Annotated in this window: 2 protein-coding genes and 1 pseudogene; all 3 read left to right on the top strand. The window is 46.2% G+C overall.

Going from position 1 to position 2,756, the window contains the following annotated elements; all coding sequences use genetic code 11:
• The coding region (locus D9T21_RS16125; RefSeq protein WP_123325995.1) for a zinc-dependent alcohol dehydrogenase family protein at positions 1-858 on the top strand (858 nt) is incomplete at its 5' end.
• A gap of 414 nt (positions 859-1,272) precedes the next feature.
• Entirely contained in the window at positions 1,273-1,728 is a 456-nt protein-coding gene (locus tag D9T21_RS16120; protein ID WP_014976569.1) for a PaaI family thioesterase, read from the top strand.
• A gap of 32 nt (positions 1,729-1,760) precedes the next feature.
• Positions 1,761-2,756, top strand: a pseudogene (locus tag D9T21_RS16115) (zinc-dependent alcohol dehydrogenase family protein); the annotation flags it as partial.

The raw sequence follows: 2,756 nt of genomic DNA, 5'->3' as shown, positions 1-2,756 counted from the left end.
ATGTTTAGGCGAGGCAGCTATATAGAAAAGGCTGACTTCCCTTCGCGAATCGGCTATGAAGCATCCGGGATAGTCATTGAAGTCGGGGAAGAGGTAAATCATTTACGCCTTGGGGACGAGGTTTGTATTGTCCCTCAGATGGGGCTTTCTCAGAACGGCTGCTACGCAGAAGAGGTTGTCGTACCAAATGAATATGTGGCACTCAAACCAGCAGGGCTAACCTTTGCCGAAGGCGCAGCAGCTTGGATGCAGTACCTGACAGCTTATGGCGCTTTGGTCGAAATTGCTAACGTGCAAAAAGGCGATGCAGTACTGATAACCGCCGCATCGAGCAGTGTTGGATTGGCTGCGATTCAAATTGTGAATTCTCTGGGGGGTATCCCTATCGCTACAACTCTAACAGGAGCTAAAAAGGCTGCTGTGCTCAAGGCTGGCGCGGCCCATGTGATTGCAGCCCAAGAAGAACCGCTGCTGGATAGCTTGAGAGGTATCTTGGGAGAAAACAATTTAAAAGTCGCATTTGATGCTGTCGGTGGGCCGCAGATAGCTGAAATTGCTGAAGCAATGAGCCCTGAAGGAACAATAATAGTACACGGAGCATTAAGTCCCGAAGTCACTCCTTTTCCCTTAAAAATAGCACTTCGTAAAAGTCTGACAGTTAGGGGATATGTGTTTACTGAAGTTATAAAAGACATCGAGCGTTTTCGCAGAGCAAAGCAATTTATCCACTCGGGTTTATCCGAGGGAACACTCAAGCCTGTCATTGATCGAAGCTTTAAATTTGAAGAGATAGTAGCAGCGCATCACTATCTGGAGTCCAATCAGCAGATTGGTAAAATAGTGGTCGAACTTGATTAACAGTTCGTAGCTTCCGCTAGTATCTCAACTCAGTCAGTGCCTGATAATAATTAGCGTGGGCTTTGTTGCGGAAATCGAATGAACTAAATCAGAATCTTACGATCAGATCAGGGACATTCATTTTGATTGCACGTGTTACGGAGATGCATGCCCATTATTACTCGACAGTGGCTGATTTTGGTCGGGAATTTGCGTGTTCAGTGGCGAGTAGCATGGGGGAATTTATTGGAAGGCTAGATAACCCAAGCAATGAGATTTAGACGATCAAACGGGATGATAAAATTCTAGCTTCTGTACGAAAGTCAGGGCTTTGCATTGGTGGAAGAGAAACTAGGCTCACAATGGGGTATAGAAGTCTTGGAGCAACGCTTCACCAGGTGCCTATAAACGTGAATAAATATTTAAGGAGTCTCAATGACAGCTACAAAAGAAGAAGTTATCGCTTTCATGAAATCGGAGTTTCCACAAAGCAAATGCGTTGTGGAAGCCGTGAGCAACGGTGGAGCGACTGTATCTCATCATGTAGGTCAGGATGAATTACGTCCTGGCGGAACGGTTTCGGGGCCTGTTTTAATGAGTGTGGCTGATGTGGCACTTTATGTGGCGATACTTGGTAAAATTGGCATCGTGCCATTGGCAGTAACAACTAGCCTTAACATCAACTTCTTACGTAAGCCATCGGCAAATGAGCGAATCATTGCGGAATGTTCTCTGATAAAAGTCGGCCGTACTCTCGTGGTTGGGGAGGTTTCTCTGTACTCTGAGGGGGTGAGTGATTTAGTAGCACATGCTGTGGGTACATACTCTATACCGCCCTATACATCGGAACGAAGTGAGAATATTAAAACAATTAACTCTCTGAAAGCTTGACTCCGTTTAAAAGGTTATTGTTGAGGATGCATATGAGCTCAAGAAAACTAATTCGAACTGTTCGTTTCCATGAATTAGGTGGCCCGAGGTGTTAACTATTGACTCGCTGGCGAGTCCAAGTTTGCAGGCCACTGATGTACGTATTGCGGTCAAAGTTGTTGGGCTCAATCGTGCTGATGCCATGTTTAGGCGAGGCAGCTATATAGAAAAGGCTGACTTCCCTTCGCGAATCGGCTATGAAGCATCCGGGATAGTCATTGAAGTCGGGGAAGAGGTAAATCATTTACGCCTTGGGGACGAGGTTTGTATTGTCCCTCAGATGGGGCTTTCTCAGAACGGCTGCTACGCAGAAGAGGTTGTCGTACCAAATGAATATGTGGCACTCAAACCAGCAGGGCTAACCTTTGCCGAAGGCGCAGCAGCTTGGATGCAGTACCTGACAGCTTATGGCGCTTTGGTCGAAATTGCTAACGTGCAAAAAGGCGATGCAGTACTGATAACCGCCGCATCGAGCAGTGTTGGATTGGCTGCGATTCAAATTGTGAATTCTCTGGGGGGTATCCCTATCGCTACAACTCTAACAGGAGCTAAAAAGGCTGCTGTGCTCAAGGCTGGCGCGGCCCATGTGATTGCAGCCCAAGAAGAACCGCTGCTGGATAGCTTGAGAGGTATCTTGGGAGAAAACAATTTAAAAGTCGCATTTGATGCTGTCGGTGGGCCGCAGATAGCTGAAATTGCTGAAGCAATGAGCCCTGAAGGAACAATAATAGTACACGGAGCATTAAGTCCCGAAGTCACTCCTTTTCCCTTAAAAATAGCACTTCGTAAAAGTCTGACAGTTAGGGGATATGTGTTTACTGAAGTTATAAAAGACATCGAGCGTTTTCGCAGAGCAAAGCAATTTATCCACTCGGGTTTATCCGAGGGAACACTCAAGCCTGTCATTGATCGAAGCTTTAAATTTGAAGAGATAGTAGCAGCGCATCACTATCTGGAGTCCAATCAGCAGATTGGTAAAATAGTGGTCG

It is taken from the genome of Marisediminitalea oceani (genome assembly GCF_003731635.1).
Classification (GTDB): domain Bacteria; phylum Pseudomonadota; class Gammaproteobacteria; order Enterobacterales; family Alteromonadaceae; genus Alteromonas; species Alteromonas oceani.
This window is presented reverse-complemented; position numbering and strand designations above follow the sequence as displayed.